This is a genomic window from Pseudomonadota bacterium, from assembly GCA_039815145.1.
GTDB lineage: Bacteria > Pseudomonadota > Gammaproteobacteria > Steroidobacterales > JBCBZW01 > JBCBZW01.
The window spans coordinates 1-26,486 of the sequence record JBCBZW010000033.1 but is presented as its reverse complement, the minus strand read 5'-3'; the positions used below and the strand labels follow the sequence as shown (position 1 = coordinate 26,486).

Here is a 26,486-nt window from a genome sequence, read left to right as displayed (position 1 = left end):
CTAGTCTCCTGCGGTGGTCGTGGAAGGTGTCGGCGCTTGCCTCGACCAAGGGCCGTGCAGCTGCACGGATAGGGAGACGCTCAGGAAGGTGCGGATCAGCACGGTAACGGCGGCCAGCGCCACAGCCACCGCGGCGAGCTCGAACCACTCGATCATCGCTCCCCATCCCCCCTTTGGGTCACGTAGCATCAGTATTCCAGTGGGGCTTGACGGTTACAACTCGCCGCCGGGTAGGCGATTCGATGGCCCCTGAAACGTCCTCCTGAAGGGCTTGAGTGCTCGAGCTAATGCTATGCGTAGGTGAGGTCAGTCGGTCGGCGGTGCGGCGAACCAGGCGGCCGTGTGGGCGTTCGCCGGGAAGAACAATTCCACCGTGAGCTCTTCGAGGGACACCTGTTGCGAGCCGGCGAAGTGGGCATGCATGGTGAGCAGTTCGAAGCGCTCGCCCCCGTCTTCGAGGCGTAGGGTGATCGCCGGCGCAGGCTCGCCGTCCCAGTCTGGGGTGTGCCACCGTTCGGGCGCATCCGGGTGATGCAGGATCATCTCCACCAGTGCGCCCAAGGCGCGATCTCGTGGGTTCACGAGCAGGGCGCGTCGGGCGCGCTGCAAGAACGCGTGCACCACCTCTTCCCAGTTAATCAGGGCCGGGCGTAGTCCCTCGTCCTGCAGGCACAGGTGAACCAGCTGAAAGTCGCCGGTGGCAGGGGACTGGGGGGCCGGCAGCTCGATGAAGTTGCCGAAGAAGCGGGTGGCCCCCGCGTTGAGTTGCACCAGGTTCCAGCGACCGTCGAGGACGATGGCGGGGTAGGGCTCCTGTTGCGCCAGCAGGGCATCGATGGCTTGGCGAAACACGGCGAGCTGGCCGCCCTGCAGGGCCTGTGTCGCGTAGTTGGCCGAGTAGCCCGCGCTGATCAGGAGCGTGTTGCGCTCGCGCAGGGGCACGTCGAGGGCGTCGGCCAGGGCCACCACCATGCCCTGGCTCGGGCGAGCGCGGCCGTTCTCGAGGAAGCTGATGTGGCGCTGGGAGATGCCGGAGGCCGCCGACAGAGCGAGCTGGCTGATCTGGCGGTGCCGGCGCCAGTCGCGCAGGAGTGCGCCGAAATCGACGGTCGGTTCTGAGCGTGCGCGGGGAGCGGCCATCAGTGTGTCCTCAGCATCGGTCGTCGCGGCGCGCGTGTGGGCGTCGCCATTACCTCATAGGTCATTGGCCTCCTTCGACGCACCCGGTAGCGTGTGGTGCCATCGAAGAACGCGACGAGGAGTGCGCCATGAAACGAGTGTATCTGCTGCTTGCGGTGGTCGGGGCGATCGTACCCTACCTCGGGTTTATCGACTTCATGAGGAGCGATGGCGTGGCCCTCGGCGGTTTCGTCGACGCGTGGTTCGCCAACGGCGCCGTGAGCGGGCTCTCCGCCGATCTCATCCTGAGTTCGATCACCTTCCTCGTCTTCATGCTCTCCCGCCGCGGCCCCAACCCGCTGCCGTTCGTGGCGATCAACCTGGCCATCGGCCTGTCCTGCGCGCTGCCGGCCTACCTGTACTTCTGTGCCGCCCGCGATGACGCAGCCGCCCTCGACAAGGCGGCCCCCGCCGTGTGAGTCTGCCCCCGTCCTTGGGAGATCCAACACACGCATATGCGCGCTAGCGAAACGTCGCCGAACACATCGTGGACACGCCGGCTACCGGTATTGATCGCCGAGGTCGCGCTCATCGTGCTTGGCGTCCTGCTCGGGTTGTGGCTCGACGAGCGCCGCGAGGATCGCGAGCTCGCCGAGTTCGTCACCCGCAGCCAGGAGGTGATGCTGGCCGAGCTGCGCGAGAACTTCTCACGCATCGAACAGAGCCGCGCCTACCATCTCTCGCTGTTGCCCGCGATCGTGGCGGCGAGAGATGCGGCGCTGCAGGATGCGGCGGGCGACGTGCCGAGCTCGGTGCCCGCCTATCGGGGCTTCGGCACGCCAACGGTGACCCGTGCCGCTTACGAGACGGCCCTGAGCGCGGCCATCTTCGCGCGTGTCGATCCGGAGGAATCCGCGGCGATCGCCTACGCCTACGAGCAGGTGGCGGCCGTCCTCGACACCATCGATCGCTACAAGGTGGGGTTGGCCGTGGGTGGGCGAGAGTTCTATTCGCTCGTGAGCGCCGCATTCGCCGATACCTTATATGCGGAAGATGCTGCGCTCAGCGCCATCGCGCCGCTCATCGAGGCGGAGGTGCCACCCTCGTGGACCACGCTGATCGACGTGCAACCCTACTAGCGGCGTCCCCTGCGCGTTGCATGAGCAACTGACGCTCGGCTCTCCCGCACGCCGACCATTCGTTATAGGCTACAGCTACGCGCTTCATTGTCGACATGCCGGAGGGCTTGCCTGCCTTTTGTGCGAGTCGGCTCGTCCCTAGGGAGGGATCTCCACCATGCTGCACCCGCGCCGCACGCCGTTGCTCATCGCCTTGGCCGCTTGGCTCAGCCTGAGCCAGGCCGCCTTCGCCACCGATCCCATCGTCTGCATCGATGAGGACGACTTCGTGCCGCCCGCCGTGGCACCGGCGCCGCAGGCGCTCACCACGGGGCTACCGCGTGCGATCTACGAGGGTGCCACGCCGGCGGATCTCGATCCGAACCGTCCCGTGCTGGTGTTCGTTCATGGCCTGAACGGCACCGGCGAAGGCTGGTTCGGCGAGACCATGTACTACGGTCGTAACGACATGTACGACACGGCCTACGCCGCCGGCTACAAGACCTTCTTCGTCGATCTCTACGACGTCGGCGCTGAGGCCGAGTCCTCGATCACCAACGGCGTGTTGCTGCGCCAGCAGATCAACGCGATTCGTAGCTACTGGGGCGTGGACGCGGTGAACATCGTCGCCCACAGCAAGGGCGGCCCCGATGCGAACTTCGCTGCGCTCTTCGGCGCCCCCATCGATAGCGTGGTCACCCTGGGCGGGGCCCACTACGGATCGCCCCTGGCCGACCTCGCACAGACCGATTGGCTCGAATGGCTGGCGGAGCTGATCGGTTTCAACGACGCGGGCACGAAGTTCATGCAAACCGCGTGCATGGATCTGGTGCGTGGCTTCCTCGACGCCAATCCCGTCAACAACCGCATGCACTACTACACGGCGGGCGGCACGGGCTGGGGACCGTTCCTGAGCGCCCTGGAGTTCGGTGGACTCTACCTCTACACCCAGTGCCCCGATGGTGAGAACGACGGCGTGGTCTGCCTCGAGCACGCGCGTCATCCCCTATCGCGGGACGCGTCTGGCAACGTCACCGGCACCCATCGACTGATCTGGGACGTGAGCAGCCCGGACTTCGAGGTGGACCACGACAAGATCCGCCGGGGCAACGGCTTCTTCGACTTCTTCTGGTTCTGGGAGCCGGACGACTGCTACGTGCCGGTGTTCGATTCCATCGAACCCTACGCGGGCCAGTTCAACGCCAACCTGCCGCAGGCGCCGGTCGCCGCCACACCGGCGCGGAGCCAGGGGCAGCGTTCGGCCGTCGCGGGCAACATCTTGCGCGGCGGTGCGCTCGGTGCGGGCGTCAGCACCGTGAGCTTCCCCTTGGAGGCGGGCGTGACGGGCTTGGATGTTCGCGTGCTCACGGCGCGGGCGGACACGCGGATCGAGTTGGTGTCGCCGAGCGGTCGCACCCACACGCTCAGTGCTGCGGCGGCGTCGAAGAGCGAGTACTTCGCGGGGAGCTACGTGAGCGGCGCCCGGGTCGAGCGTCGTGCCCTGCGTCGCAGCGCTGGGGAATGGCAGCTGCGCTTCACGGCCAGTGCGGACGACGCCTACGCCGTGCTGGTGAACGTGACGAGTCCGCTGTCCGTGGCCGTGGTCTCGCCGGCTGCACGCACGCTAGCGGCGGCCGGTGGCGTCGACCTGGCGGTGGCAAGCGACGTGCGCACTCTGCGCACGCAAGCGCGGGTGCGTAGGATCTCGACGGCGGGGCCGGCGGTGGCCGTCGGCGCCTTCTCCGCGGACAACGCGCAAGACCTGCGTGTGCCCCTCGCGGAGCCGGGCGTCTACAACCTGGCCCTGACCATCACGGGTGTCACCCAGGGCGGTGATCGCTTCGAGCGCTCACAGGTGCTGAGCTACGCCGTGCCCGGGGCGACCGGTGGCGTGCCGGAGGCCTGCAGGTAGCTAGGGGATTCCTTCACCAGCACTGGTTGCTGAAGTGAGCTACACGAAGGCCCGAGCCGACTGGCAGGGTGACAGGGACGGCTTTTGGGCCGCGGCCGCGGCGTCGCTCGTGTGGGATCGGCGCTGGGACCGGGTGCTCGATGCGGATGACGGCGCCGGTCGGTACTTTCCCGGCGGCGAGCTCAACACCTGCTACAACGCCGTGGATCGCCACGCCGATGGAGCGCACGGCGATCGGGCCGCCCTGATCTTCGAGTCGGCCATGACCGGGCGCCAGGAAACGCTCAGCTACCGTGACCTCCAACATCGGGTCGCCCACCTGGCCGGGGCCTTGGCGCGCGGCGGGGTGGGCACGGGCGACCGTGTCCTGATCTACATGCCGATGATCCCCGAGGCGGTGATCGCGATGCTCGCCTGTGCGCGCCTGGGGGCCGTGCACTCGGTCGTGTTCGGGGGCTTCGCCGCGCGCGAGGTGGCTACCCGCATCGACCACGCGCGACCGACCCTCATCCTGAGTGCGAGCTGCGGTCTCGAGCCGAACCGCGTGGTCGAGTACAAGCCGCTCCTCGACGAGGCCTTGCGCCTGTGTGAGCACGCACCGAGCCGGCACGTCGTGCTACAGCGCGATGCCTACACAGCCTCGCTGGAGTCACCTATCGATATCGATTGGCATGACTTCGTGCAGGGTGCGCCGCCAGCGCCCTGCGTGAGCCTGCCGGCGCAGGCGCCCCTCTACCTGCTCTACACCTCCGGCACCACCGGGCAACCCAAGGGCATCGTGCGCGACAACGGGGGCCACGCCGTGGCCCTGCACTGGTCCATGAAGGCGGTCTACGACATCGACGCGGGCGATGTGTTCTGGGCCGCGTCCGACATCGGCTGGGTGGTGGGCCATTCCTACATCGTGTACGCACCGCTCCTGCGCGGCGCCACCACGCTCATGTACGAGGGCAAGCCGGTGGGTACGCCCGACGCGGGCGCCTTCTGGCGCCTGGTGGCCAAGCACCGGGTGAGGGCTCTGTTCACCGCGCCCACGGCGATCCGAGCGATCCGCCGGGAGGACCCCGAGGGTACTCACGCGCGGGGCAATGACCTCTCTTCGCTGCGCGCCCTGTTTCTGGCAGGTGAGCGGTGCGATCCGCCTACCCAACGCTGGGCGGCTGAGCAACTCGGCGTGCCCGTGATCGATCACTGGTGGCAGACGGAAACCGGCTGGTCCGTGGCGGGCAACACGCTGGGCTTCGGCTTAGAGCCGGTGCCCGAGGGCTCCGCCGGCAAGCCCATGCCCGGCTGGGAGGTCGAGGTGCTGGACGAGGCAGGCCAGCAAGTAGCGCCTGGCACGATCGGCGCTATCGTCTGCCGACTGCCCTTGGGACCGGGGGCGCTCGCGGGCCTGTGGCAGGCGGAGGATCGATTCGTCGAGGCGTACCTCAGCACCTATCCCGGCTGCTACGAGACAGGCGACGCCGGCTACCTCGACGAGAACGGTTGCCTCTTCGTCATGACGCGCACGGACGACATCATCAACGTGGCCGGCCACCGCCTGTCCACGGGCGCCCTCGAGGAGGCGATCGCCCTGCACGGGGACGTGGTGGAGTGCGCCGTCACCGGGGTGCGCGATGCGGTCAAGGGACAGCTACCGTTCGGCTTCATCTGCGTGCGGGCGGGATGCGAGCGGCCCGAGCGGGAGATCGTGGAGGAGTGCGTCGCCCTGGTGCGTGCGCAGGTGGGCGCCGTGGCGGCGTTCAAGCGGGCGGTGGTGGTCGCCCGCCTGCCCAAGACCCGTTCCGGCAAGATCCTGCGCAGAACCCTTGCCCGGATCGCCGACGGCGAACCCTACGAGGTGCCCGCGACCATCGATGATCCGCAGATCCTCAACGATATCGCCGAACGCTTGAGTTAGGTCAGCGGTTGAGTAGGGCGCGGATGGCCGCCAGGGCATCCTCGCCGCGCTGCTGGCGCACCTCTTCCGGCGGCTTCTCCGTGCGCCCCTCCCACTCGAGTTCGTCGATGGGCAGCTCTTCCAGGAACCGGCTGGGCTCGGTGAGCACCGTCTCGCCGAAGCGTCGGCGGGCGCGCGTGTAGCTGATCATCAGCTCGCGCTGGGCGCGGGTGAGGCCCACGTAGGCGAGCCGTCGCTCCTCCTCGATGGTGCCGCCATCGATGGAGTTCTGGTGGGGCAGGATGCCCTCCTCCATGCCCACGAGAAACACGAAGGGAAACTCGAGGCCCTTGGCCGCGTGCAGGGTGGTCAGGGTGACCTGGTTGCCGTCTTCCTCGTCGCGGTTGTCCAGCATGTCGAGGAGGCTCATGTGGGCCAGGATCTCCGCGAGGCTCCACCCTTCGCCGTCCTCACCCATGTGCTTGTTGGCGATGCGCTCGATCGAGCCGACCAGCTCGGCCACGTTCTCCAGGCGTCGGCCCGCGCGCACGGGGTCGTCGGTGGTCTCGCGCAGCCAGTGCTCGTAGCGCACTTCGTCCACCAACTCGCGCACGGCGAGGAGGGGGTCGGCATCGGCCACGCGGGCCTTCTCGCGCAGGAGCGCGACGAACTCGCGCAGGGAGGCGGCCTGGCGCGGCCGCAGGCGCTCGTCCAGGTCCGGCAACTCGGCCGCGTTGAACAGGGACACGCGTTGGGCAGTCGCCAGCTCCGTGAGCTGCTCGATGGTGGTGGCGCCGATCTCGCGCCTGGGCACGTTGACCACGCGCAGGAAGGCGGCGTCGTCATCGGGGTTCACCAGCAGCTTCAGGTAGGCGACGACATCGCGCACTTCCGAGCGCTCGAAGAAGGACGTACCGCCCGACACCTTGTAGGGCACCTGATGATGGCGTAAGCCTTTTTCAAAGGCCCGCGCCTGGTGGTTGGAGCGGTAGAGGATGGCGTAATCGCCGTAGCGCGAGCGCATCTTCACCTGGTGGGTGACGAGCTCGGCGACCACGCGCAGGGCTTCGTCATCGCCGTCGTTGGTGGCGAGGATGCGGATGCGCTCACCGAGGCCGTGGTCGCTCCACAGGCGTTTCTCGAACAGGTGCGGGTTGTTGGCGATGAGCTGGTTGGCGGCGCCGAGGATGCGTCTGGAGGAGCGGTAGTTCTGTTCGAGCTTCACCACCTCAAGGCTCGGGAAATCCTCCGCCAGCTGCTGCAGGTTCTCCGGCCGCGCGCCGCGCCAGGCGTAGATCGACTGATCGTCATCACCCACCACCGTGAAGCGGGCGGCGTCGCCCACCAGCAGTTGCATCATCCGGTACTGGGCGAGGTTGGTGTCCTGATACTCGTCCACCAGGAGATAGCGGATGCGTTCGCGCCAGGCGGCGAGGGCGCCGGCGTCTTCCACGAACAGGCGCACGGGCAGGCCGATCAGGTCGTCGAAGTCGAAGGCGTTGTAGGCCTTGAGGCTGCGCTCGTAGTCGGCGTAGAGCTTGGCGGCGGCCACGTCGAGCCCTTCCTCAGCGCTCGAGAGTGCTTGCTCGGGGCTCACCAGATCGTTCTTCCAGGCCGAGATCCGCCACTGCATCGGCACGGCGTTTTTCTTCGGGTCACCGCCGGCGCGGCGCACGAGCTCGCGCACCACCGTCGCCGCGTCCTCCGCATCGAAGATGCTGAATCCTGAGCGGTAACCCAAGCGCGAGCATTCGCGGCGCAGGATGTTGAGCCCCAGCTTGTGGAAGGTGCTGATCCGCACCGCCCCCGCCACCTTGGGGCCCAGCAGCGCCCCGGCGCGCGCCTGCATCTCGCGCGCCGCCTTATTGGTAAAGGTGACGGCGGTGACCTGCTCGGGGGCGAGGCCGTCGTTCAGGATCAGCCACGCGATCTTGCGCGTGATGACGCGGGTTTTGCCCGACCCGGCGCCGGCGAGCACCAGCAACGGCCCCTGCGTGTGGCGCACGGCGCGTTGTTGGATCGGGTTGAGGTCGGAGAGGGGGGAAGCCATAGGGGCGGGGATTGTACAGCAGCTCGAGGGGGTTTCGAGGTGCCGCCGACGCCTTGCGCCGGGGCGGACGATGCAGTAAAGAACGGCCATGGATCGAGCGAAGTTCGCGCCGCTGAGTACGCTTGGGCAGACCCCGTCGGGGCTGGAGTTCCTGCGCCTGCAGGGAGACGAGGCCAAAACGCTGATCTACTTTCCGGGATTGATCGACGCCACCTTCTCGCCCAAGGAGTTGATCAAGCGACGACAAAAGCTGTTCGGTCCGTGGGCGGCATTGCGCACCGTGTACATCCTCAGCCGTCGGCGACCGATTCCCGAGGGCTGGGGCATGGTGCAGATGGCCGCCGACTACGCGGACGCGGCGCGCTGGATCATCGAGCAGGAACATATCGTTGATGAACGCATCGATATCGCAGGCGCTTCCTTCGGTGGCTGCCTCGCCATGCAGTTCGCTCTCGATCACCCGCAGTTGCTGCGCCGGCTGGTGTTGCAACAGTGCGCGGCGCGGGGGGATCCGGCCAAGCAGGACGAGGCTCGTGGGTGGACGGCCCAGCTGGAGCGCGGCGAGTACCTGGCCTTCGCTCGCGCCGTGGTCCATCAGAGCTACCCTCAGCGCGCCCGTTGGCTGAACGATTGTCTCGCCCTCACCACCTGGCCCGCCGTTCGCGTGCATCTGCATAGACGCTGCGCGGACCTCGCGCGATCCCTGCGAGCGATCGACGGCTACGACGCGATGGAGCGACTGCGCACGGTGCGTACCCCCACGCTGGTGATGGCGGGCGCCCTCGATGAGATGGTGCCCCTGGCGTTGGTGCGCGAGACCACCGAGCAGCTGCCCCACGCGCAGCTGCACGTGTTCGAGGGCGCGGGACACAGCGTGCAGGTGGAACAGACCCAGGCCTACGCCCGCGTGCTGGCGGAATTCCTCGATGGCCCCGCGCCGGTTGGTAACGATCTGCGCAGCACGCGAGTGGCCTGAGTCGCGAAGCGGGGGACTGCTGGCTCGACAAGGGCTCCAGGGCGCGTACCATGCCGCGTCATGAGCGCCGCCCACCCCTCCACCTCCGCGCCGGCCGATGCCGCTGCCCAAGCCGCCTCCGGTCGCGAAGGGCTTGCCGCGGCCCTCGGGGCGTACCTCCTGTGGGGCGTGCTGCCGGTCTATTTCAAGCTCGTGGCGTCGGTCGACGCGCTCGAGATCCTCGCCCATCGCATCGTCTGGGCCGTGCCCTTCGGTGTGTTGATCATCGCTCTGCGGGGGCAACGGCGAGATGTGTGGGATGCCGTGCGCAACCCGCGCACCCTGGCCCTGCTGGCCACCTCGGCGGCGTTCATCGCGATCAACTGGCTGGTGTACATCCGCGCCGTGCTGAGCGACAACATTTTCGAGGCCAGCCTCGGCTACTACATCAATCCGCTGGTGTCGGTGGTGGCGGGCGTGGCGTTGTTCGGGGAGCGGTTGAATCGCACGCAGCTGATCTCCGTCGGCCTCGCCGCCGTCGGCGTGATGGTGCTCGCCACGGTCGGCCATGGCTTTCCCATCATTTCCATCACCCTAGCGCTCTCGTTCACCGTCTACGGGGTCATCCGTAAGGCCGTGCCGGTGGGGGCGATGCCGGGGTTGTTCGTCGAGACCTTGGTGCTGCTGCCCGTCGCGGGCTTCTATCTAGCGAGCCTGATCGGCGCGGGCACGTCTACGTTCGGCCCTGAGGCACCGGGAATGGCCGTATTGCTGTTGCTGGCGGGGCCTGTCACCGTGTTGCCCTTGTTGCTGTTCGCCCTGGCGGCGCGCCGCCTGCCCTTGGCCACGCTAGGCTTCGTGCAGTTCCTGGCGCCCACCCTGCAGTTCCTGATGGGATTGCTCTTCGGTGAGACCTTGACCCTACCGTTCGCGATCTGCTTCGCGTGCATCTGGTCCGCCGTGTGCCTGTTCGCCTTCGACGCGTGGCGCCGCCGACCGCAAACGCCGCCGACCTGACCGAAATCCAAGCTAGGGAGTGGAGATGAGCAATGCCATGCGTCACCTGCTGCAGTGGGCCTTACTGCCAGCACTCCTACTGACGGGTGCGGTCGCCGTGGCCGGCGACGGCGCCCAGGGTAGGGTGGTGAATGGGCCGCGCGACGTCCTCGCGTACCGCGCCCGGCCCGAGGTCGAGAACCGCCATCTGGCGGAGCGTCTGACCACGCTGTTGCCGCAGCTGATGGCGGAGACCGAGCTCGACATGTGGTTGGTGCTCGCACGGGAGTATGCGGAGGATCCGATCTACTTCTCGCTGGTGCCCCAGCCCACCTTCGCCGCCCGCCGCATCACCATGCTCGTGTTCCATCGCACGGACGAAGGCGTGGAGCGCCTCACGGTGAATCGCTATCCCTTGGGCGACCCCTACGAGTCCGCCTGGGAGGGCGGTGATCTCGATGATCAATGGCAAGCGCTGGGGGACCTGATCGTGGCGCGCGATCCGGCGCGGATCGGGATCGACGTCTCGCGCGATTGGCCCGTCGCCGACGGCCTGACTCACGCCTTGCACGAGCGTTTGGTGGCGGTGCTGCCGCCCGAGTACGTGGCGCGGCTGACCTCCGCCGAGGATCTCGTGGTGCGCTGGGCTGAGACCCGCACGGCCTCGGAGATGGAGACCTACGCCCACATCGTGAGCCTCGCCCGCATGGTCATCGGCGAGGCCTTCTCGCCGCAGGTGATCACCCCGGGGGCGACCACCACGGCCGACGTCGCGTGGTACATCCGCCAGCGCTTCGAAGATCTCAACCTCGCGCCCTGGTTCATGCCCTACGTCAACCTGCAGCGCGCCGGCCAGACCTGCGAGGCCGACTCGCCCTTCTGCGGCAGCGGCGGTGTGATCGAGGCGGGGGATGTGCTGCACACGGACGTGGGCGTGTGCTACCTGAAGCTATGCACGGACACGCAGGAGATGGCCTACGTGCCGCGCCTGGGCGAGGAGGGCGTGCCGCCGGCCCTCGTCAGCGCCCTGGCCACGGGTAACCGCTGGCAGGACATGCTAACGGATGCGTTCGTCAGTGGGCGGACGGGCAACGAGATCCTGGCCCAGACCCGCGTCGCCTGCGCCCAGGCCGACATGATCTGCAGCACCTACACCCATCCGATCGGCTTCTTCGGCCATGCGCCGGGCCCGACGATCGGCATGTGGGACGACCAGGACGGCACCCCGATTCGCGGTGATTGGCCCCTGCACGAGAACACCTGCTACGCGATCGAAGGCAACATCAAGAGCCCGGTGGGCGCCTGGGGCGAGCAGTACGTGCAGATCAAGTTGGAGCAGAACGCGTGCTTCGACGGCGAGCGAGTGATCTACCTGGCGGGTCGACAGACCCAATGGCACGTGGTGCGCTGAGCGAGCGGCGCCGGGGCGCGACGCGGACCCGTGCCACGCCCGCGCAGCGGCCTCGCCTCTCAGCGCTTCAAATTGCGGTAAGCAAACAGTAGTAACATCGCGCCGCCGGTGGCGATGGCGATGCTCATGAGGTCGAAGCCCCCCACGCCACCGATGCCGAGCAAGGTGCCGAGGTAACCGCCGACGAAGGCGCCGGCGATGCCGATGCCGATGGTGACGAGGATGCCGCCGGGATCCTTCCCCGGCATCAAGAACTTGGCCAGTGCGCCGACGATCAACCCCAGCAGGGCCCAGGAAAGCATACCCATGGTGTTCCTCCTTGATTAACCCATGCCGCCCGAGTGAGCGGCCGTCCCCGATGACCATGCTAGCCCGCCTCGCCAGCGCGTGCGGCGCCTTGTCACTGTTGTTGATGGTTGGATCGAGCGCCCACGCGACGGCGCTCACCTGCCGCACACCCATGGGACCCATCGCCAGCCTGGTGGCCGTGGCGGGCCCGAGCACGCTGGACCCGAGCGATCCCGGCATCAGCACTTGCCTCGCCATCGCGAGCCACGCCTCCACCCAGACCAGCGAGTTCGACGCCTACCTGTTCGATGGCGAGAGTACCCAGCTGCAGCTGGCCGGCCTGTGGGCCCTCGGCGAGCATTGGCGGGTGGGGGCCCAGGTGCCCTGGATCAGCTGGGGCGGCGGTGTGCTCGACGGCGTCATCGACACCTGGCACAGCGCCTTCGGCTTGCCCGATGGGATACGCGACGACGTGCCCCGCGGTCAGCTCAACCTCGAGTACGCCCGCCAGGGCATCGCGGTGGGCCGCCTCGTCGAGGACACCTCAAGTGTAGGCGATGTCGGCCTGATGCTGGCGCGGCGCCTCGGTGCGCGGGACGACGGGCAGGGGGAGACCTGGTTGAGCCTTCGGGCCGAGCTGCCCACGGGCGATGCCGAGCGCCTGACCGGCAGCGACGGCCTGGATCTCTCGCTCACCGCCCACTGGCATCGGGAGGGCGCCTTCGCGGTCGATCGCCTGCGCCTGCAGGCCCACGCGGGCATCGCGCGCCTTGGCGACGGCCAGGTGTTGGGCGCCGACCTTCTGTCCTGGACGGGCTTCGGTGGCGGCGCCATAGACTATCGGGTCGGTCCTCGGGTTAGCCTGGGGGCAGGCCTGGATTTGCGCAGCGCCGTGGTGGAGGCTGACGTGCCGGACCTGGACGGCCTGGCCGGCGTGCTGCACGTCGGCGTCGCCCTCACGCTGGCCCCGCGCCACACCGTGCGCTTCGGTTTCAGCGAGGACGTGTTGGTATCGAGCCACCCGGATGTCATTTTCCGGCTGCAATGGACCCGCCAGGGCGCCACCTCGCGATGAAGGATAATGAGCGAATGGGAGCGCGCGCTTACGTGCTGGGAGCGGGGGTCGACCGCCTGACCCTGCAGCAGACGATCGATGAGATAGAACGGTGGATCGCCGAGCGCGATAGCCACAAGGGCGCCCGCTACGTGGTCGCCACCGGCTTCCACGGTATCTGGGAAGGCCATCGCGATGCGAGCTTCCGCCGTGTGATCAATAGCGCCGACATCTCCTGTGCTGATGGCATCGCGCCGGTGATCGCCTCGCGCCTGCGGGGGGAGCCCATCCCCGAGCGCGTACCCGGGCCGGATGTGCTGCGCGCGTTTCTCGCCCGTGCCGACGAGCGGGGCTACCGAAGCTATTTCTTCGGTGACACGCAGGAGACCCTCGATGCCCTCGAGGACAACCTGCAGCGCCTCTACCCCGGCCACGTCATCGCCGGCACCTGTTCGCCGCCGTTCCGTCCCCTCGCGCCGGAGGAGACCCAGGCGATGATCGATGCGATCAACGCGAGCGGGGCCGACGTGCTGTGGGTGGGCTTGGGCTGTCCTAAGCAGGAGCGCTGGATCGCCGAGCACCGCCACCGCCTGCAGGTGCCGGTGGCCATGGGCGTGGGGGCGGCCTTCGGGTTCGCCAGCGGTCGCGTGTCGCGGGCACCGGCCTGGGTTGGCCGCTTCGGCCTGGAATGGGCCTGGCGCCTGGCCGCGGAGCCGCGCAAGCTCTGGCGGCGCACCCTGGTCCAGGGGCCGCAGTTTGTCTTTCACCTGGCGTTGGAGCTGATGGGACTGCGACGCTACCCTCGCGGAGACGATGATCAGACCAAGGGGGCATCGCACTGAATCAGGCGACGAAGACGGCGTGAGCACGAGCACAGTGCGTGCCTCGTGGTCGATGCCAAGGCCTAGGACCAGCCCGGGGCCCGCTACGGCCCTTCGTCATGTGCTCTCGGGAGGAGCTGTCGCAGGCCGTCGAGAATTTTCGCAACGGCACTCACCGCCTGAACGATCTGCAATAGACTGATTTGAATGGGGAAATCTGACGGTCAGGAAACCGTCAGGGGATGATCACGCCGCGGTCAAGTGTGCCCAGCGGCTGACGTGGAGACTGGCCTCACGAAGCGACGAGCTTCGCTGAATCAACCGTCAAACACGTTAGTCGATAGGAGTACACATCATGCGTGCCAACAAGCTCATCTCTCTTACTGCCGCCGCCTTCGCCTCGTCCGTTGCCCTGTTCGTGCCCTTCATGGCCGATGCCGCCGTGCCCGTGCCCACCCAGACGCCGCAGGCCCTCACCATGTGGTGGGTGATCTTCAACAGCCCCGACGCTTGCACCTTCAATCCCGGTGGCCTCGAGCAGTGCGGCAGCGTGGATGTGTTCGGTCAGGCGTACCTGGACTCGGTCGCCAACGGCAGCCCCGATCCGGCCCTGATCAGTCCCAACCTGGAGGCAGGCCTCGCCGTCATCCACGGCACCGGCGCGGTGACCAGCCCGCGCGGCAACGTGCGCCTGGTGGCAAGCCTCTACAAGAGCGAGGCCGGCGTGGCCCTCGACCTGGCAGGCCCGAGCCTGATCGATCCGATGGGCCTGCGCCGAGCCCTGGACAACCCGGAGGCGGAGGTGCACCTGATCGTGCGCACCCACGGTGATGTCCAGCGCGGTGACGCCTTCGCCCAGGTGGCCAACTTCCTCGATCCCTACTGCTCCGATCCCAACCTCGGCTATTTCGCTGGCGACAACCTGTGTGCCGACGTGCAGTTCGCCGTGTTCGGGGCGGGCGAGTCAGGTGAGGACGCGGTCTACAGCTTCGCCGATCCCGCCAGCCCGCTGGCCGGTGCCCGCGCCGTGCTGACGCGCAACGGCGACGCGATCCAGGCCGTCATCGAGACCCGCGTCGGCGAGTAGTCGTCTGGTTAAGGCGATAGCACGCGGGCGGGTGCCCGCTCAGGGGCGGGCGCGTCGAGGGGAAGACGCGCCCGCCCTTTTCGCGCCAGGGGGGCAGGGGAAAGGGGAGTGGTGGTTAGCGGCTCGTCACCAACTCTTGGAAGTCGCCGAGGCCGCAGGATCCACGCACGATGCCAAGCTGGTCCGTCACCGTGATTACCTGGCCTTTGCACAGGCGACCGACGTTGGCGCCGTTGGCATCGAAGCGCCGTTCTTTACGTAGACCGTTGCATACGCCGCTGAGTTCATTCAGGTAGCGAGCGCCACCGCGCATTTCGAACACGAGCTTATCGTCGCTCGGGTACTGCACATCTCGGATCGTGCGCAAGGTGAGGCACTGCAGCTCATCGCCGGTGGTGTCGAAGGTGGCGCTGGAGACCACCTCTTCGTCCACGGCTTCGCTGGCGCTGGTGGTCGTCGAGACACCGAGCGCGGCGGCCAGGGTCACTAGGGCTGCAAAAGTGGTTGATGTCCGCATCATTCGATTTCCTCTCATCTTGAAGCGACGTCTGATCGACCGAAGGCTTGCCACACGTTGCTCGAGGGTTAACTAGGTTGACCATCGCAACGGTGAAAAGATCCATCCACCTGACCACACCCCGTCACCTGCACACCTTAAGTGTCTGATTCGGCGTCAACTGTCGCGCTTCGTGCGGGGCTGTCGACAGGGTGGCCAGCGGCTCTTGCCAGTAGGTAGCCCCGAGGGGGCAGAATGGTTCAATGGAAATCCTGAAGGACGGCCCGCAGGGGGCGCAGCTGACGGTGATTCTGGCGCACGGAGCCGGGGCACCTATGGACAGTCCATTCATGAATGGTGTGGCGGAGGATCTCGGTGCCAGGGGCTATCGGTGCCTTCGCTTCGAGTTTCCGTACATGGCGGCGCGTCGCGAGGACGGCCGCCGCCGACCGCCTAGTTCCCAGAAGAAGCTGCTGGACACGTGGCGAGAGGCGGTCGATCTGGCGAGTGCGCCCGCGCAACAGCTGATCATCGGTGGCAAGTCCATGGGCGGGCGCATGGCAAGTCTGCTAGCCGACGAACTCGAGGTGGCGGGGCTCGTGTGCCTAGGCTACCCGTTCCATCCCGCGGGGAAACCCGAGCGCTTGCGCACCGCGCACCTCGAGGCGCTGCGTACACCCACCTTGATCGTCCAAGGCGAGCGTGATGCCCTCGGCAACCGGGCTGAGGTGGAGAGTTACTCGCTGTCGCCCGCGATCCGGGTGCATTGGTGCCCGGACGGCAACCACGACCTCAAGCCGCGCAAGGCCAGCGGCACCACCCACGAGGCCAACCTTACCGAGGCGCTCGAAGCGATCGACACTTTCCTGCGCCAGCTGACCTGAGCGGACAGCCACCCCGCCTGCCGGTGCAACGCCCCATGCTGGCAACGGCGCATCTCGCTATGATGCGCCCCCAGACAACACGCCGCTGCCACGCCAATAATCACGGAGAAAGATGCAGTGACTACTACTCGACGCTCCCCCCTCGCAGCTCTTTTCGGCATCCTCGCCATTGCGATGCTGCCGCTCGCCCACGCGGCGCGCCCGGTTCAACCGCCCTTAGCCGAGTTCACCGGCAACCCCTACAACCAGGTGATGGCCGGCAAGGTGGCGGAGAAAATAGCCCCGAACAAGGTGCGCTTCGAGCGCCAGGTGGCCTACGCCGGGGACGTCGAGGAGAGTGTGGTGCTGCGCATGGAGGACGAGCAGACCTTTGCCGACGTGCAGGAAGGGCAGTCCTACATCGTCGCCTTCTCCTACTTCACCAGCGACCCCCAGTTTCGAGAATCGAAGTTTGAGGATCCCGAGGGGCCGCGAATGATCACCGTGCGCGGACTCGGCGATCCTGCGCTCTTCGAGGACACACCCGACACGCGTTTTCTGTTCGAGTCAGCTACCCGTGAGGTGCCTCCCGATCGCCGCGACGTTCTGGAAGCGCTCACCCGCCAGATGGCGCGCGCCGATGCGCGCACGCGCGCACTGGTAGTCGTGGAACTCTTGCTGCGCCCGGATCTGCACGCGAGCATGCGTCCCCGCCAAGGCGAGCGAGTGGCGAAGGTGGTGAGCGACCCTGAGGTTACGCAAGAGCTGCGTGCCTTCCTTCTGGAGGCTGCTGTGGCGTTCCCGGATCGCTCTCAGCGGTGGTTGCGTGACGCCTGCCGCCAGGTGATCGCCGAGCTCGAGCCTCAATTCGCATTGGAAACGCACGGGCCCCAACTGGCGACAGCAGCATTGGAGGCCATCGCAGACCACGGGACGGCCGAGGATGTGCAATCCCTGGTGCCGTTTCTCGGGTCGAACGCACCGAAGGTGGTGCGCACGGCGATCGAGTCGATCGAAGTGCTGCTGCTGCGCGAGGGGCGCGCCTCACCCAGCCGTTAGGCTTACCACACGCTAAGGCGAGCCATGAAAAAAGGGCCCCGGTGTCGCCACCGGGGCCCTTCTTTTTGGCTACGTTCGGCCCGAAGGCCTACGCGTTACTGGCCTTGGCTCAGCAGAGCGGGCTTGCCGTTACGTGCGCCGAACGGGCAGGTCTGGCCCGGGAACACGGTGTAGGGCGAGCCGTCCTGGAACTGAATGCCCTGGGTCAGGTTGAACAGGTTGAAACCACCCGTCAGACCGCCGCGGAACACGAAGGACCAGTCCTCTGCAGCACCCGGACCGAACGGGCAGGACTCGCCCGTGCAGATGAAGGCCTCAGCTGCCTGGGTCAGCGAGCGCTGCTCGCCTTCCGCCAGCGTGACGCCGTCACAGGTGTAATCCCACTGGCCAACGCCGTTCACGACGCTGATGGAATCGCAGAAGTTGTCGAAGGTGATGCAGTACTGACGATCGTCACCGCCGCCACCGTCGCCACAGCTGTCGAAGGAGAACGAGCAAGCGCGCGTATCCCACTCGAAGCTACCGGTCTGCACCACGTACTCCTGGAAGGTCCAGAAGGTGCAGCCATCAGCCGGGTCGATGGTGGTGCTGGAGTAGTCACCCCAACGGCCGCCGCCGCCGGTCTGCGCGCCCGAGCCGGGCTCACAGATCACTTCGTCACGCAGGGTGCCCGCGGGGTCGCCAGCCTCGCGGCCAGTGTAGGCGACGTCCGGGAAGGTGCCGTTGCCGGCCACGGTGTAGCCCATGCCGAGGTTGCCGTCGTCATCGAGCGTCACCGACCCCATCCAGCGCTCGCGACCGTCGTTCGGCGCGAAGGTGCCGGTGTCGCTGATGCTGATGTTGTTGTAGTCGTTGATGTCGAGGATCGCCCAGCGGATGCCGGCACGGTCACCGCCCACGTCCACGGTGTGGCCGAGGGTCAGCGTGTGGCCGCTGCTGTCGAGGTTACGGGCGTTAGCCGCGTTGTAGGTGAAGAACGCCAACGTGTCGACGGCGTCGCCACCGGGCAGGGGCACGTCACCGACATTGTCGTCGAAGTTCGCGGTCGTCACGGACGGCAGCTCGCTGAGCGTACCGGTCTCGTTGGCGAAGTCAGCGCAGAACTCGAAGAAGCGGTAGCGGGTCGGCGCTTCGGCCACGGCGAACAGCGGGCAGGCACCGGCCGGTGCTGCGTCGTTGTCCATGTGACCCGGCATCAGACCGTCGTAGGTGCTGAAGCCACCCGGCACGCGAGCTTCGCGGACGAACCCTGCGTTGGGATCGCCAGCCAGCATGGCGTCACGATCGAACAGGACCGCGTCGATGCCCAGGGCGCCGAAGAACGGCAGGCTGAACTGACGGCCGGTGTAGGTGTAGGCGCTCTGCGAGCCGTCTGCCGTACGCCAGATGCCCGACTTCGGATAGTCGTTGAACTCGCCCGGCGAGACTTCGAACTCGTAACGGGTGTAGGGACCCAGCGGATCCTCGCCGTCGGAGATGGCGAAGCACTGAATGCTTTCGTTGGGCGAGAACTGGTTGAAGACCCAGCGGTTGACCTCTTCGTCGTAAAGCACAACGGGGTCACCGTTGTTGTTAGCTTCACAGGGGCCGCCGAAGCCTGCCCAGAAGGTGTTGCCAGGCATGGCGGGACTGACGGGGTTACCCATCTTGTCGTAGGCCTGCCAAGTGAGGTTGATGTAGCTCACGACGTTCTCGAGGCCCGTGTCGCCGTTGGTGTCAGGCGGCTGGACGCGGAAGCCGAGCACTTCGGAGTTGTCGTCACTTTGAACCGTGATGAAGTCGACGCCTGGAGTCGGCGAGGCGACGCCACCGTTCACGCCGCCCTCAGCCAGCGGATCACGCTCGAGGTCCGTGGGTGCACGGCGCTCGAGAGGCGTGTTCAGACGGTTGGGGATGGCTTCGTTGCCAGCGCGACGAGCTTCTGCTGGCAGCAGCTCCATCAGTTCAGGAGCGGTCAGGTTGGTGCGGTCGAATCGTTTGGCGGATCCATATTCGGCAGCTTGCGTAGCGCCTGCAGAAAGCAGGCCCACGGCAAGCGCGGTGCCGATTGCGTTGCGTAGTTTAATTGTCATTGAGTGTGTTCCCCTTCTGTCCCTGGGGGACGGAACTTTAGTAGTTGGCATCTTCGCCCATGCCGATAGCACATCGGGCTCCGCCACTATACGCCGATGCGCACGTAGGGAACATATCGCTCAATTTTTGTGCGATTGGGCTCACGGGATAACGCTAGTGCAGCAATTCGGTAGCCGTCGTCGGCGCTGTCTGTGCAGGTATGGAAGCGCGTCGATCAAGAGGTCGTGGCGTCGGTGACGTGCACCTGGTTGCGTTGCAGCGATACACGCTCAGGCACACACCACAATCGGTACCAATGACCTTGCAGCGGCAAGGTGCAGTCGCCGAATGCCCTGCAGTGCATCTGCTCTGAGCAGGTGCAGCATGAGCTGCCTCGCTCGGTGGCTGAGGCGAGTCCATCACTCCGGTACGGCCACCACCTGGATCTCGCGTGCCACCGGCACAGGCGCTTCCCCGTGGTGGGTAAGCAGCACCAGCCGATCTCGGGCGGCGTCGCTGATGTAGGTTGCCAGCCACTGCACTGCATCACGATCGAGGTGAGCGAAGGTCTCGTCCAACAGCAGAATCGACGGATCCCCGGCCAGGGCGCAGATCAGCTCGGCCTTGCGCCGTTGCCCGGCACTGCCATGCCCCAAGGGCAGGTGCGGCGGGAGCGCCAGGGCGTCGCAGAGCGCGCTGCCATCCCAGGCCGGTGCCCCGCGCAGCGAGCAGGTGAATTGCCACGCCTCGCGCACGGTCAGGAACGGTGGCAGCTCCGGCGTGGACGGGACCAGGGCGATACGGCGTCTCGCGGACGGCACCCGGTGCACGTCGACCCCCTCCACCAGCACCTGTCCCGACGCTGGCAGCAGTTCACCGCACATGGCGCGCAGGGCGGTCGTCTTGCCGCTGCCGTTGGGGCCGACCAGGTGGATCACGCCATGCTCCGCATCGAACTTAAGGGGCCCCATCGTGAAGGCCTTGCCGAAGCGCACGGTGAGTTGTTTGACCTGAAGGCGTGGCGTGCTCATTCGGTACGTGCGCGCAGGCGCCCCTGCGCCCCATCCTCGGCGATGCGTGCGAGCCCCCGCTGGGACTGCTGCCAGGCCAGCGCCGCCGCCACCAGCGCGCCGGCGCCGTAAGCCGCAGGCGCTAGAACGCAGGCCACGATCGTGTGCGCGAGCCACGTCCACAAGCTCCAACCGTGGGCAATGCCGGCGCGCGGGCCGGCGTTGGTGAACAGGGCGACCAGGACGAGCATCTGGGTGAATGTCAGTGTTAGCAAAAGTACTATCCATGTTGATCCCATGGCGTAGCCCGCCAGCAGTATCGCCACGCTACTCGGGCCCGCTGCGAGTCCGGCGAGGGCCAGCAGACCTGCCGCGCGCTGGGCGCGGGAGACGGGCCAGTGACGCCGGTACACGTCGGGCCCGAGATGTTGCTGCAGCGTCACCAGCACGTCGTAGAGCGGCAGCAACGCCAACATCTGGAGCACGCAGGCCGCCCGGAACAGGTCTCGCCCGGCGAAGCCACCGTTGATCCGCAACGCGAGCAGGAAGGCACCGGCGAGCACGGCGAAGAGGGCGAGTTGACGCAGCTGCCCGGGCGCGCAGCGCACGATGCAAAGAAGGTCGCGACGGGCGATGGCCATCCAGGGCGTGGCGCTGCGCAGGAGATTCCGCTCCTGGCCTGCGCGCGCGCCGGCGCCCGCGCGTCGCCCGCGCAGCCCCGTGCAGGCCAGAGGCAGTAGCGCGAGCGAGGCGAGGGCGAGGACCCCGTGCCCTGGCATCGACGTCAGCGCACCGTAGGTCACGAGGCCGGTGACCATGAAGGCGAGCACCGCGGTAAGCACGGTGTCGAGCCGAGGTGCAGAGAGGGCGATCATCATCGCGGCGGCGCTTGCCGACAGGGCGAGCAGCGTCGGGACCGAGTCCAGCGGCATCAGCCACCACACCGCGACGATCGGGAGCAGTGCCGGTGCCAGCGAGGGCAGCAGGAATCGCACCCAGCGCCAGCGACCGATCGGCTGGCGCACAAGATACGCGGCACTCGCCGCCTGCCAGGCAGGCGCGAGGGCCACCGCGACGGTGAGCACCCAGATGCCGATCAGGGTGCTGATCTGCAGCGTCGAGGCCACGGCAGTTTGCGCCCTGAGCTCGGCGCGCAGGATCGTCCAGTCGATCATGGGGTCGGCCAGGCCCACCCCCAGCAGGAGCGCGGCAAAGGCGGGCAGCAGGCGCCGCTGGAGAGGCAACCCCAGCAGGCGCAGGAGTACTCGATCGACATGGGTCATCGCCGATCACCTTACCGCGTAGCGCACCGCCGGGCGGTGTCGGCGCGTCCAATCAGTCCGGTGCGGCATCAGGATTGGCGAGCTGCACGGACGAGGGGTCGGGAAGCTTTGTCGCACCGATCGCCCTAGCGCTGGCAAGCGCGCACAAGATCAGCAACAGTGCTCGCAGCTCATCGAGCGCCGCGCATCGCCACGGGCTCCCGTGGCCGGCGAGGCGCAAGGGGTATTCACGAACGACGCCGCATGAGACGGGCGTCATCCTATGGGAGGAGATATGGAGAGGCGGGACTTCCTGAAGGTGTCCAGCGCGGGCATGGCAGCCATCATGTTGCCGGTGCGCGGTCGGGCCGTAGAGGCGGAGGAGTTGACCTCGAACAACGAGATCGTCGGCGCCGCCGTCCTCGCCGAAGCTGCCCTCACGGCCGCCAAGAAGGGCGGCGCCACCTACGCCGACGCCCGCATCGGGCGCTACCGGCAGCAGTTCGTGGTGACCCGCGAACGCCAGGTGGACAACATCGTGAATACGGAGTCCGTCGGCGTGGGCATCCGCGTGATCGCCAACGGCACCTGGGGCTTCGCGGCCACCAACCAGCTGAGCCCCGGCGCCGTTGCTGACGCGGCGAAGCGCGCCGTGGCCATCGCCAAGGCCAATTCCAAGTACCAGACCGAGCCCGTACAGCTCGCACCGGTCAAGGGTGCCGGCGAGGTGAAGTGGCGCACGCCGATCGTGAAGAACGCCATGGAAGTGCCGATCAAGGAGAAGGTCGACATGCTCATGGAGGTGAACGACGCCGCCTTGAGCAACGGCGCGAGCTTCATCAACTCCATCGTGTTCCTGGTCAACGAGCGCAAGTACTTCGCCTCTACGGATGGCTCCTTCGTCGACCAGGACGTGCATCGCCTGTGGACGCCCTTCTTCGCCACCGGCGTCGATCGCGAGTCGGGCAAGTTCCGCACGCGCAACAGCCTCTCCACCCCCGTGGGCATGGGCTGGGAGTACCTCGACGGGCGCGAAGAGGATAAGACGCGTGTCGTCACCACCACCTACAACCGCTCCTACGACATGATCGAGGATGCGAGCAACGCGGCCAAGGAAGTGCAGGCCAAGCTCAAGGCGCCGTCCGTGAAGCCCGGCAAGTACGATCTCGTGCTCGATCCCACGCACATGTGGCTGACCATCCACGAGTCGGTCGGCCACCCGCTGGAGCTCGACCGCGTGCTCGGCTACGAAGCCAACTACGCCGGCACGAGCTTCGCGACCCTCGATAAGTGGGAGACCAAGAAGTTCAACTACGGCTCGAAGCTGGTGAACCTCGTGGCGGACAAGACGCAAGCAGGCTCCCTCGGTGCCGTCGCCTACGATGACGAGGGCGTGAAGACGCGCGGTTGGGATCTGGTGCGAGACGGGGTACTGGTGAACTACCAGGCGATTCGCGATCAGGCCCACATCATCGGCGAGAAGAGCTCCCACGGCTGCTGCTACGCCGACAGCTGGTCCTCCGTGCAGTTCCAGCGCATGCCCAACGTCTCCCTCGAGCCGGGCAAGCAAGAGTACAGCGTCAATGACATGATCAAGGACGTGGAGCGCGGCATCTACATCGTTGGCAACGGGTCGTACTCCATCGACCAGCAGCGTTATAACTTTCAGTTCGGCGGCCAGCTCTTCTACGAGATCAAGGACGGCGAGATCGCCGGCCAGGTGGAGGACGTGGCCTACCAGTCGAACACGCAGGAGTTCTGGAATTCGTGCTCAGCCCTGTGCGACGAGTCGGACTATCGCCTCGGCGGCTCCTTCTTCGACGGTAAGGGGCAACCCTCGCAGGTGAGCGCCGTGTCCCACGGCAGCTCCACGGCCCGCTTCGACGGCGTCAACGTGATCAACACCGCGCGCAAGCTGGGCTAACGCGCCCCGTCGCAACAGATTCGAGAGGACGACAAGGACATGGCAATCATTAGCGAAGGCGAAGCGCGGGCGATCCTGGAACGGGTGATGAAGCTCTCCCAGGCGGAGGAATGCGAAGCCAATCTCTCCGGCGGCGTCGCCGGTAACATCCGCTACGCGCTGAACAAGGTCACCACCTCGGGCATCGTCGACGACGTGCAGCTGGTGGTGCAGTCGAGCTACGGCAAGAAGCTCGGCAGCGCCACCATCAACGAGTTTGACGATGCATCCCTGGAGAAGGCCGTGCGCCGCTCCGAGGAGCTCGCTCGCCTGGCGCCGGAGAATCCGGAATGGGTGAGCGTGGAGGGGCCGAGCAAGTTCGAAAAGAGCGATGCGTTCGTGGAGCGCACGGCCAACATCCAACCGGCGTTACGCGCTGAGGCGGCCGCCAGCAGCATTAACCCGGCGGTCAAGCAGAAGGCGACGGCCGCGGGCTTTCTGAACGACACCGCGTTCTTCCAGGCGATGATGAACCACAAGGGGTTGTTCGCCTATCACAGCGCCACCAACGCCAACTTCACCGTCACCATGCGCACCGACGATGGTCAAGGGTCCGGCTGGGCGACACGCGATGCCAACGACATCGCCAAGCTCGACGCCGCTGGCGCGTCGGAGGTGGCCCTGGACAAGGCCGTGCGTTCCCGCGGCGCCAAGGCCCTGGAGCCCGGTAAGTACACGGTGATCCTCGAGCCCGCGGCCAGCGTGGGCCTCATCGGCAACATGATCGGCGCCTTCGATGCGCGCCTCGCCGACGAGGGGCGCAGCTTCCTCTCCGCGGGCGAGGGCAAGACCAAGATCGGTCAGAAGCTCTTCGACGAGCGCGTGAACCTCTATTCCGATCCGAGCTACGCGGGCGCCCCAGGGGGCACCTGGTCCGGCGACGGCCGCCCCGTCGAGCCGGTGCAGTGGATCGAGAACGGCGTGGTGAAGAACGTCGTCTGCTCGCGCTACTGGGCCCGGGAGCACGACTACCCATCGATCCCCAACCCCACCAACGGCATCATGACCGGCGGCGATAAGTCCCTCGCGGAGATGATCGAGGACACGGAGCGCGGCGTGCTGGTCACCCGTACCTGGTATATCCGTTCGGTGGATCCCCAGTCCCAGCTGTACACGGGCCTCACCCGCGACGGTACCTTCTACATCGAGAACGGCAAGATCCGCTATCCCGTGAAGAACTTCCGCTTCAACGAGAGCCCCGTGATCATGCTCAACAACCTCGAAGAGCTGGGACGGCCGGAGCGCGTGACCATCGGCGGCGGCAACATCTTCGGCGGCTTCGGCATCAGCACCACGCCGGTGATGATGCCGCCGATGAAGATCCGCGAGTTCACTTTCTCCTCCCTCTCGGACGCCGTATGAGGCAGGCGGCGCGGGGGCAGGATTGCGCGTCCCCGCGCCGCGTCGATCGCGTGACTCGGCGGCAGCTCCTCGAAGCACTCTGCGGGCTCGGCGCCGTCGCCGTTCCCGGCACCCACGTCGTGGCCGCCAACGCCTACGACTTCTCCCTCACCCGGCTCATGTACGAGTCTGGGGATTGGGATGTCGACCAGCGCATGCCGGCGAACTTCCTGAACTCCATGATCGAGTACACCAGCGTGCGCGTGGATCCCGACGAGCACGTGCTGCCCCTCGCCGATCCCGAGATGCTCGCCGCACCGTTCTGCTATCTCGCCGGGCACCGCCTGGTCGAGTTCAGCCAGGATGAGGGGCGCAACTTCGAGCGCTACGTGCGCAACGGCGGCTTCGTCTTCGTCGACGATTGCAATCACGACATCGACGGGCTCTTCGCGCGCAGCTTCGAAGCGCAGATGGCGCGCCTGTTTGGCGACGAGGCGCTCACCAAACTTTCCAACGATCACCCCCTATACCGCAGCTTCTTCACCTTCGAGGACGGTCCTCCGACCACCACCTTCGAGCTCAACGGCTGGGGCGACGATCTGGTCCACGACTACCTCAAGGCGATCGAGATCGACGGCCGCGTCGGGGTGCTCTACAGCAACAAGGATTACGGCTGCGAATGGGATTACGACTACCGCAACAAGCGTTGGCTGGCCGAGGACAACACGCGCTTCGCCGTCAACATCGCCATGTACGCCTTGATGCGCTGAGTGTTACCGATGGGTGATCCAACGAACCTGAGTGCGCAGCAGATCGATGCGCTCCTCGCCCAGCTGCAAAGCGTGCGGGAGAACGTAGCCAAGGTGATCGTGGGCCAGGAGGAGGTGGTCGAGCAGTTGCTGGTGGCCTTGTTAGCGGGTGGTCACTGCCTGCTCGAGGGGGTGCCCGGTCTCGCCAAGACCTTGCTGGTGAAGACCCTCGCCCAGTCTCTCTCGCTGGATTTCCGGCGCATCCAGTTCACGCCAGATCTGATGCCCTCGGACGTGATCGGCACGCAAATCCTCGAGGAGGATCACACCACCGGCCGGCGCGTCTTCACCTTCCAGCGCGGGCCCGTGTTCACCCACCTGTTGCTCGCCGATGAGATCAATCGCACGCCTCCTAAAACTCAGGCGGCCTTGCTCGAAGCGATGCAGGAGCGGTCCGTCAGCTACGCCGGCGAGAGCCACGTGCTCGAAGCACCGTTCTTCGTCCTGGCCACCCAGAACCCGATCGAGCAGGCCGGCACCTACGCGTTGCCCGAAGCCCAGCTCGATCGGTTCCTGCTGAACGTGCACATCGACTACCCGAGCGAGGCCGAGGAGCGCGAGATCATCGCGCGCACCACGGGTGGTGGCGAAGCCTCGGTGAGCGCGGTGCTCGCGCGGGAGGTCGTGATCGCGCTGCAGGGCCTCGTGCGCGAGGTGAGCCTCAGCGAGGCCTTGCTCGAGTACATCGTCACCCTCACGCGCGCCACGCGGCCCCAGCACTCGTCCGTGGTAGCGGTGAAAGAGTGGATCAAGTGGGGGGCGGGGCCCCGCGCGGGCCAGGCCCTGGCGTTGGCGTCCAAGGCGCGGGCGCTCCTGTGCGGACGTTACGGGGCGACGCAGGAGGACGTGCAGGCCATGGTGTTGCCCGTGTTGCGCCATCGCGTGCTCCTGAACTTCCACGCGGAAGCGGAAGGCAAGGACGTGTCCGACGTGGTGGC

The 26,486-nt window shown here is 66.8% G+C and carries 24 protein-coding genes; 16 read left to right on the top strand and 8 right to left on the bottom strand.

Translation table 11 applies throughout. The annotated features are described in order from the left end of the window. Positions 1–189: a hypothetical protein gene (locus tag AAF184_10800; protein MEO0422816.1), complete on the bottom strand. Its 189-nt coding sequence runs from the start codon at positions 187–189 to the stop codon at positions 1–3. A 117-nt stretch (positions 190–306) separates the two neighbouring features. Then, entirely contained in the window at positions 307–1,140 is an 834-nt protein-coding gene (locus AAF184_10795) for a helix-turn-helix transcriptional regulator (protein ID MEO0422815.1), read from the bottom strand. Between the two features lie 128 nt (positions 1,141–1,268). On the opposite strand from AAF184_10795, the gene AAF184_10790 reads away from it, so the two are divergent. The 4 genes from AAF184_10790 (at position 1,269) to AAF184_10775 (ending at position 6,052) form a co-directional block, all read left to right on the top strand. Then, positions 1,269–1,598: a DUF2834 domain-containing protein gene (locus AAF184_10790; GenBank protein ID MEO0422814.1), complete on the top strand. Its 330-nt coding sequence runs from the start codon at positions 1,269–1,271 to the stop codon at positions 1,596–1,598. Between the two features lie 90 nt (positions 1,599–1,688). After that, entirely contained in the window at positions 1,689–2,258 is a 570-nt protein-coding gene (locus tag AAF184_10785; GenBank protein ID MEO0422813.1) for a hypothetical protein, read from the top strand. A 157-nt stretch (positions 2,259–2,415) separates the two neighbouring features. After that, the gene (locus tag AAF184_10780; protein MEO0422812.1) at positions 2,416–4,149 is read left to right on the top strand and encodes an alpha/beta fold hydrolase; all 1,734 of its coding nucleotides are present in this window, start codon (positions 2,416–2,418) and stop codon (positions 4,147–4,149) included. 34 nt (positions 4,150–4,183) lie between these two features. After that, positions 4,184–6,052, top strand: coding sequence for an AMP-binding protein (locus AAF184_10775; GenBank protein MEO0422811.1), 1,869 nt, complete (start codon positions 4,184–4,186; stop codon positions 6,050–6,052). A gap of 1 nt (position 6,053) precedes the next feature. Here the strand turns inward: AAF184_10775 and AAF184_10770 are convergent, their stop codons facing one another. Beyond that, positions 6,054–8,081, bottom strand: coding sequence for a UvrD-helicase domain-containing protein (locus AAF184_10770; protein MEO0422810.1), 2,028 nt, complete (start codon positions 8,079–8,081; stop codon positions 6,054–6,056). An 88-nt stretch (positions 8,082–8,169) separates the two neighbouring features. On the opposite strand from AAF184_10770, the gene AAF184_10765 reads away from it, so the two are divergent. The 3 genes from AAF184_10765 to AAF184_10755 are packed head-to-tail and all read left to right on the top strand — an operon-like array spanning position 8,170 to position 11,443. Continuing rightward, the gene (locus tag AAF184_10765) at positions 8,170–9,057 is read left to right on the top strand and encodes an alpha/beta hydrolase (protein ID MEO0422809.1); all 888 of its coding nucleotides are present in this window, start codon (positions 8,170–8,172) and stop codon (positions 9,055–9,057) included. 60 nt (positions 9,058–9,117) lie between these two features. Beyond that, complete coding sequence (rarD, locus tag AAF184_10760) at positions 9,118–10,053, top strand: EamA family transporter RarD (protein MEO0422808.1); 936 nt, start codon at positions 9,118–9,120, stop codon at positions 10,051–10,053. Between the two features lie 25 nt (positions 10,054–10,078). After that, on the top strand, positions 10,079–11,443 hold the full coding sequence (locus AAF184_10755; GenBank protein ID MEO0422807.1) for a M24 family metallopeptidase: 1,365 nt from the start codon (positions 10,079–10,081) through the stop codon (positions 11,441–11,443). Between the two features lie 59 nt (positions 11,444–11,502). Here the strand turns inward: AAF184_10755 and AAF184_10750 are convergent, their stop codons facing one another. After that, positions 11,503–11,751 carry a GlsB/YeaQ/YmgE family stress response membrane protein gene (locus AAF184_10750; protein ID MEO0422806.1) on the bottom strand — a complete coding sequence of 83 codons (249 nt, stop codon included), beginning with the start codon at positions 11,749–11,751 and terminating at the stop codon, positions 11,503–11,505. A 50-nt stretch (positions 11,752–11,801) separates the two neighbouring features. Here AAF184_10750 and AAF184_10745 point away from each other — a divergent pair, with 50 nt between their 5' ends. The 3 genes from AAF184_10745 (at position 11,802) to AAF184_10735 (ending at position 14,693) form a co-directional block, all read left to right on the top strand. After that, positions 11,802–12,806 carry a DUF3187 family protein gene (locus tag AAF184_10745; protein ID MEO0422805.1) on the top strand — a complete coding sequence of 335 codons (1,005 nt, stop codon included), beginning with the start codon at positions 11,802–11,804 and terminating at the stop codon, positions 12,804–12,806. A 14-nt stretch (positions 12,807–12,820) separates the two neighbouring features. Further along, the gene (locus AAF184_10740; GenBank protein MEO0422804.1) at positions 12,821–13,627 is read left to right on the top strand and encodes a WecB/TagA/CpsF family glycosyltransferase; all 807 of its coding nucleotides are present in this window, start codon (positions 12,821–12,823) and stop codon (positions 13,625–13,627) included. Positions 13,628–13,961: 334 nt separating this feature from the next. Then, a complete protein-coding gene (locus AAF184_10735) occupies positions 13,962–14,693 on the top strand; it encodes a hypothetical protein (GenBank protein ID MEO0422803.1) in 732 nt (243 codons plus the stop codon). A gap of 115 nt (positions 14,694–14,808) precedes the next feature. On the opposite strand, the gene AAF184_10730 is transcribed toward AAF184_10735, so the two are convergent. After that, positions 14,809–15,213 carry a hypothetical protein gene (locus tag AAF184_10730; protein ID MEO0422802.1) on the bottom strand — a complete coding sequence of 135 codons (405 nt, stop codon included), beginning with the start codon at positions 15,211–15,213 and terminating at the stop codon, positions 14,809–14,811. Positions 15,214–15,452: 239 nt separating this feature from the next. Here AAF184_10730 and AAF184_10725 point away from each other — a divergent pair, with 239 nt between their 5' ends. Next, complete coding sequence (locus tag AAF184_10725) at positions 15,453–16,073, top strand: alpha/beta family hydrolase (GenBank protein MEO0422801.1); 621 nt, start codon at positions 15,453–15,455, stop codon at positions 16,071–16,073. 117 nt (positions 16,074–16,190) lie between these two features. Next, on the top strand, positions 16,191–17,111 hold the full coding sequence (locus tag AAF184_10720; GenBank protein ID MEO0422800.1) for a hypothetical protein: 921 nt from the start codon (positions 16,191–16,193) through the stop codon (positions 17,109–17,111). A gap of 95 nt (positions 17,112–17,206) precedes the next feature. Here AAF184_10720 and AAF184_10715 read toward each other — a convergent pair whose 3' ends face one another. The 3 genes from AAF184_10715 to AAF184_10705 all read right to left on the bottom strand — a co-directional run bounded on the left by AAF184_10715 (position 17,207) and on the right by AAF184_10705 (position 21,456). Beyond that, entirely contained in the window at positions 17,207–19,183 is a 1,977-nt protein-coding gene (locus AAF184_10715; protein ID MEO0422799.1) for a hypothetical protein, read from the bottom strand. A 399-nt stretch (positions 19,184–19,582) separates the two neighbouring features. Further along, a complete protein-coding gene (locus AAF184_10710; GenBank protein MEO0422798.1) occupies positions 19,583–20,194 on the bottom strand; it encodes an ABC transporter ATP-binding protein in 612 nt (203 codons plus the stop codon). Then, complete coding sequence (locus AAF184_10705; protein ID MEO0422797.1) at positions 20,191–21,456, bottom strand: hypothetical protein; 1,266 nt, start codon at positions 21,454–21,456, stop codon at positions 20,191–20,193. Before AAF184_10705 ends, AAF184_10710 begins: the two co-directional genes overlap by 4 nt. A gap of 274 nt (positions 21,457–21,730) precedes the next feature. Between AAF184_10705 and AAF184_10700 the strand changes: the two genes are divergently transcribed. The 4 genes from AAF184_10700 to AAF184_10685 form a co-directional block, all read left to right on the top strand. Continuing rightward, positions 21,731–23,359 carry a metallopeptidase TldD-related protein gene (locus AAF184_10700; protein ID MEO0422796.1) on the top strand — a complete coding sequence of 543 codons (1,629 nt, stop codon included), beginning with the start codon at positions 21,731–21,733 and terminating at the stop codon, positions 23,357–23,359. Between the two features lie 39 nt (positions 23,360–23,398). Further along, complete coding sequence (locus AAF184_10695; protein ID MEO0422795.1) at positions 23,399–24,760, top strand: TldD/PmbA family protein; 1,362 nt, start codon at positions 23,399–23,401, stop codon at positions 24,758–24,760. A 50-nt stretch (positions 24,761–24,810) separates the two neighbouring features. Then, positions 24,811–25,509, top strand: a complete 699-nt coding sequence (locus tag AAF184_10690; GenBank protein MEO0422794.1) for a DUF4159 domain-containing protein — start codon at positions 24,811–24,813, stop codon at positions 25,507–25,509. A 27-nt stretch (positions 25,510–25,536) separates the two neighbouring features. Then, the coding region (locus AAF184_10685; protein MEO0422793.1) for a MoxR family ATPase at positions 25,537–26,486 on the top strand (950 nt) is incomplete at its 3' end.

What these genes read in the sequence shown, in the direction of transcription:
- AAF184_10800 (MEO0422816.1), bottom strand. Translation starts at nt 189, where the DNA reads ATGCTACGTGACCCAAAGGGGGGATGGGGAGCGATGATCGAGTGGTTC.
- AAF184_10795 (MEO0422815.1), bottom strand. Translation starts at nt 1,140, where the DNA reads ATGGCCGCTCCCCGCGCACGCTCAGAACCGACCGTCGATTTCGGCGCA.
- AAF184_10790 (MEO0422814.1), top strand. Translation starts at nt 1,269, where the DNA reads ATGAAACGAGTGTATCTGCTGCTTGCGGTGGTCGGGGCGATCGTACCC.
- AAF184_10780 (MEO0422812.1), top strand. Translation starts at nt 2,416, where the DNA reads ATGCTGCACCCGCGCCGCACGCCGTTGCTCATCGCCTTGGCCGCTTGG.
- AAF184_10770 (MEO0422810.1), bottom strand. Translation starts at nt 8,081, where the DNA reads ATGGCTTCCCCCCTCTCCGACCTCAACCCGATCCAACAACGCGCCGTG.
- AAF184_10765 (MEO0422809.1), top strand. Translation starts at nt 8,170, where the DNA reads ATGGATCGAGCGAAGTTCGCGCCGCTGAGTACGCTTGGGCAGACCCCG.
- rarD (MEO0422808.1), top strand. Translation starts at nt 9,118, where the DNA reads ATGAGCGCCGCCCACCCCTCCACCTCCGCGCCGGCCGATGCCGCTGCC.
- AAF184_10755 (MEO0422807.1), top strand. Translation starts at nt 10,079, where the DNA reads ATGAGCAATGCCATGCGTCACCTGCTGCAGTGGGCCTTACTGCCAGCA.
- AAF184_10750 (MEO0422806.1), bottom strand. Translation starts at nt 11,751, where the DNA reads ATGGGTATGCTTTCCTGGGCCCTGCTGGGGTTGATCGTCGGCGCACTG.
- AAF184_10745 (MEO0422805.1), top strand. Translation starts at nt 11,802, where the DNA reads ATGACCATGCTAGCCCGCCTCGCCAGCGCGTGCGGCGCCTTGTCACTG.
- AAF184_10740 (MEO0422804.1), top strand. Translation starts at nt 12,821, where the DNA reads ATGGGAGCGCGCGCTTACGTGCTGGGAGCGGGGGTCGACCGCCTGACC.
- AAF184_10735 (MEO0422803.1), top strand. Translation starts at nt 13,962, where the DNA reads ATGCGTGCCAACAAGCTCATCTCTCTTACTGCCGCCGCCTTCGCCTCG.
- AAF184_10730 (MEO0422802.1), bottom strand. Translation starts at nt 15,213, where the DNA reads ATGATGCGGACATCAACCACTTTTGCAGCCCTAGTGACCCTGGCCGCC.
- AAF184_10725 (MEO0422801.1), top strand. Translation starts at nt 15,453, where the DNA reads ATGGAAATCCTGAAGGACGGCCCGCAGGGGGCGCAGCTGACGGTGATT.
- AAF184_10715 (MEO0422799.1), bottom strand. Translation starts at nt 19,183, where the DNA reads ATGACAATTAAACTACGCAACGCAATCGGCACCGCGCTTGCCGTGGGC.
- AAF184_10710 (MEO0422798.1), bottom strand. Translation starts at nt 20,194, where the DNA reads ATGAGCACGCCACGCCTTCAGGTCAAACAACTCACCGTGCGCTTCGGC.
- AAF184_10705 (MEO0422797.1), bottom strand. Translation starts at nt 21,456, where the DNA reads ATGACCCATGTCGATCGAGTACTCCTGCGCCTGCTGGGGTTGCCTCTC.
- AAF184_10700 (MEO0422796.1), top strand. Translation starts at nt 21,731, where the DNA reads ATGGAGAGGCGGGACTTCCTGAAGGTGTCCAGCGCGGGCATGGCAGCC.
- AAF184_10695 (MEO0422795.1), top strand. Translation starts at nt 23,399, where the DNA reads ATGGCAATCATTAGCGAAGGCGAAGCGCGGGCGATCCTGGAACGGGTG.